Raw genomic sequence first — 3,404 nt, forward strand, 5'->3', positions numbered from 1 at the left:
AAGCACAGTTTTTTAACATGACAATCACCCACATCGATTTGTACCAAATCGTCTAGGCATAAGGTTTATTATGAAAAAATATCAATGCGTCGTCTGCGGCTGGATTTATGATGAAGAGCTTGGCTGTCCTGAAGAAGGTCTTGCGCCCGGCACCCGCTGGGAAGACATTCCAGATGACTGGACTTGCCCTGAATGCGGCGTAACCAAAGAAGATTTTGAGATGGTAGAAATCTAATGGACACCCCCTTTCATGTGCAGCCGACAGACTTGCCAGAGAGTTGGCAAAAGTTCGGACAGATAGACTGGCAACCGTCTGATCTCTCCGAACATCTGTATCAAGCCATCATCGACATCGGTGAAGGCATGTCGCTGTGCGTGGAAGCTGGGGGCAATCCTAAGCATCCTGCGATGATTTTTATCACAGGGCTTGGCTCTCAGATGCTGTTCTGGTCGGATAAGCTGCTTAAGCAATTCATCGATGCTGGCTATTTTGTGATTCGCTTTGATAACCGAGATACAGGTCTGTCTAGCAAAATTCGTATCGATGGTCTGCCCAAGGTAAACACCCTAAAGATGATGCTTAAGGTGCAAGCAGGACTGTCCAACCGCCAAGAGCCTGTTGCCTATACACTCACCGACATGGCAGAAGACGTCGCCAGACTCATCAAGACAATGAATCTAGATAAGGTCAATCTGGTGGGCGCATCGATGGGCGGTATGATCGCGCAGATCGTCGCAGCGCGTTACCCTAAGTATGTGGATAATCTGGTGTTGATGTTCACCAGCAGTAACCGCGCTTTCTTGAGGCCGCCGAATCCTAAGCAGTTCATGACTTTCGTGCGTCGTCCAGAGAGTCATTCTGAGAGAGACATGGTGCGTCATAGCGTGTGGTTCATGACAGCGGTCGGCTCACCAGGACATCTAGATATTAAGGGCACTCGCGCCATCGCAGAGAAACGCTACCAGCGTAATTTTCACCCCCTTGGCGTTGCTCAGCAGTTAAATGCCATCTTAGCCTCTGGTTCTATCCTGCGCTTTAGTAAGCAGATTCGCGCCAATACCCTCGTGTTGCACGGCAGCAAAGACGGACTGCTCGCGCCCAGCCATGGCAAATTCTTAGCCAAGATCATCCCAAATGCTCGCTTTGAGCTCATCGACGGCATGGGTCATGACATCCCACCCTATTATTATCCCTATCTTGTGAGTACCATCGCAAGGCACTGCCAAGCTTGATTGATGTTTTTTGGGTTAGGACTTATAATGCTCCTACATCCATTCACAAGGAAACATCATGCACACCGTCACATTGGGCGATGCCAGCTATCGCATCAACACCATCTACTGCATCGGACGCAGCTACGTCGAACACATTCATGAGCTTGGCAATGCCGTGCCTGATGAGCCGCTGGTATTCCTAAAGCCGAACAGCAGCATCGTCACGGGTGACACCATCACCCTGCCCGACTACTCGGACAACGTCCATCACGAGACCGAGCTCGTCCTACTCATCGGCGAGGATAAGCAAATCGTCGCAGCCACCGTTGGGTTAGACTTGACGGCCAGAGATGTACAAAGCATCTGCAAGGACAAAGGTCTGCCATGGCTTAAGGCCAAAGGCTTTAAGAATGCCTGCTGGTTGGGCGACTTTATGCCATTTGAAGATAAGACCTATCATCTTTCATTATCAGTCAATGGTGAGATGCGCCAAGATGATACCACAGATAAGATGATGTACAGCTTTGACTATCTGGTGAATTATCTTGATGAGCTGTACGGGCTACAGGAAGGCGACATCATCATGACAGGCACCCCCAAGGGCGTCGATAAGCTGGCGCACGAAGATAAATTAACGATCAAGTTGGATCACTCAACCTATCAAGTTAGCGTTAAATAAACACCAAAAGCGGATTTTTTATCAAAATTTTGTTACAATAAGGCTTTTTAAAATCCTCACTCCACAAGGAAATCCTCCATGAATATTCTTGTACTTGGTACAGGCGGACGCGAACACGCACTTGCTTGGGCATGCGCCAAAGACACCAAAGTCGATACCGTCTATGTCGCCACAGGCAACGCAGGCACAGCAATCGAACCAAAACTACAAAACATCGACCTAGATGTCGCCAACCACGATGCCGTTATCAAGTTCTGTCAAGATAATAACGTTGAATTCGTCTTAGTTGGTCCAGAAGCGCCCTTAGTGGCGGGCGTCGTCGATGACCTTCGCCGTGCCAACATCAAAGCATGGGGCCCTACCCAATACTGCGCACAGCTAGAAGGCTCTAAGGCATTCGCCAAGGATTTCATGAAAAAAATCGGCATTCCTACCGCATTTTACGAAGTATTTACCGAGATCGAACCTGCCAAAGAATTCGTCCGCACCAAAGGCGCACCAATCGTCATCAAGGCAGATGGTCTAGCAGCAGGTAAAGGCGTCATCGTCGCGATGAGCGAAGAAGAGGCCTTTAATGCCATTGATGACATGCTGTCAGGCAATAAATTCGGTCAAGCAGGCTCTCGCGTGGTTGTCGAAGAGTTCTTGGCAGGTGAAGAAGCTTCTTTTATTTGCATGATTGACGGTGATAACATCCTACCAATGGCGACCAGCCAAGACCACAAGCGCATCTTTGAAGGTGATACAGGCGCCAACACAGGCGGCATGGGCGCGTACTCGCCTGCGCCTGTCGTGACAGCTGATGTACACGCCAAGGTCATCGAGCGCGTGATTCGCCCTGTCGTTGACGCCATGAAAGCCAATGGCACACCTTACACAGGATTCTTGTACGCAGGTCTTATGATTAATGAAGCAGGCGACCCTTATGTGATTGAGTTTAACTGCCGATTTGGCGACCCTGAGACTCAGCCGATCATGATGCGACTACAGTCATCATTGGTCGATCTGATCACAGCCGGTCTTGATGGTAAGCTTCCTGCATCTGCCGAATGGGATGAGCGTGTGGCGCTGGGCATCGTATTGGCAAGCCGCGGCTATCCAGAGACCTCATCCAAAGACGATGTCATCACAGGCCTACCAGCCATCGGCGCACACGATGACCTAAAAGTCTTCCACGCTGGCACCAAAGAAGCCAACGGGCAGATCCTAACCAATGGCGGTCGTGTTCTATGCGTAACAGCTCTAGGCGCCACTGTCGCTGAAGCGCAGGCGCGTGCTTTGGCAGGCTGTGGTAGCATCAGCTTCGATGGCATTCAGTACCGCCGTGACATCGGCTGGCGTGCGATCGAACGCTAATATTAATCAGGATCAATCCAGCTCTTTTAAGCACCGCCTTAAAAGAGCTTTTTGTTATGCATCAATCACAAACACGCCATAACAGCTTGATTTTTTGATATAATAACCCCAATTTATGAGACTAAATATCACAACAAGACATCATGACCAAGCC

Annotated in this window: 4 protein-coding genes; all 4 read left to right on the plus strand. The window is 49.6% G+C overall.

Translation table 11 applies throughout. The features are described 5' to 3' along the window. The first annotated feature begins 70 nt into the window (after nucleotides 1-70). The 4 genes from GY683_RS00800 (at nucleotide 71) to purD (ending at nucleotide 3,250) form a co-directional block, all read left to right on the plus strand. On the plus strand, nucleotides 71-235 hold the full coding sequence (locus GY683_RS00800; RefSeq protein ID WP_297286942.1) for a rubredoxin: 165 nt from the start codon (nucleotides 71-73) through the stop codon (nucleotides 233-235). Then, complete coding sequence (locus GY683_RS00805) at nucleotides 235-1,233, plus strand: alpha/beta fold hydrolase (RefSeq protein WP_297286943.1); 999 nt, start codon at nucleotides 235-237, stop codon at nucleotides 1,231-1,233. Before GY683_RS00800 ends, GY683_RS00805 begins: the two co-directional genes overlap by 1 nt. 58 nt (nucleotides 1,234-1,291) lie before the next feature. Next, nucleotides 1,292-1,894 carry a fumarylacetoacetate hydrolase family protein gene (locus tag GY683_RS00810; protein ID WP_297286944.1) on the plus strand — a complete coding sequence of 201 codons (603 nt, stop codon included), beginning with the start codon at nucleotides 1,292-1,294 and terminating at the stop codon, nucleotides 1,892-1,894. A gap of 78 nt (nucleotides 1,895-1,972) precedes the next feature. Further along, nucleotides 1,973-3,250 (plus strand): phosphoribosylamine--glycine ligase, encoded by a 1,278-nt coding sequence (gene purD, locus GY683_RS00815; protein ID WP_297286945.1) that lies wholly within the window; start codon nucleotides 1,973-1,975, stop codon nucleotides 3,248-3,250. The last annotated feature ends 154 nt before the right edge of the window (nucleotides 3,251-3,404 follow it).

The sequence above is a fragment of the Moraxella sp. genome, assembly GCF_024227015.1.
Taxonomy (GTDB): Bacteria; Pseudomonadota; Gammaproteobacteria; order Pseudomonadales; family Moraxellaceae; genus Moraxella.

What these genes read in the sequence shown, in the direction of transcription:
- GY683_RS00805 (WP_297286943.1), top strand. Translation starts at nt 235, where the DNA reads ATGGACACCCCCTTTCATGTGCAGCCGACAGACTTGCCAGAGAGTTGG.
- GY683_RS00810 (WP_297286944.1), top strand. Translation starts at nt 1,292, where the DNA reads ATGCACACCGTCACATTGGGCGATGCCAGCTATCGCATCAACACCATC.
- purD (WP_297286945.1), top strand. Translation starts at nt 1,973, where the DNA reads ATGAATATTCTTGTACTTGGTACAGGCGGACGCGAACACGCACTTGCT.
- GY683_RS00800 (WP_297286942.1), top strand. Translation starts at nt 71, where the DNA reads ATGAAAAAATATCAATGCGTCGTCTGCGGCTGGATTTATGATGAAGAG.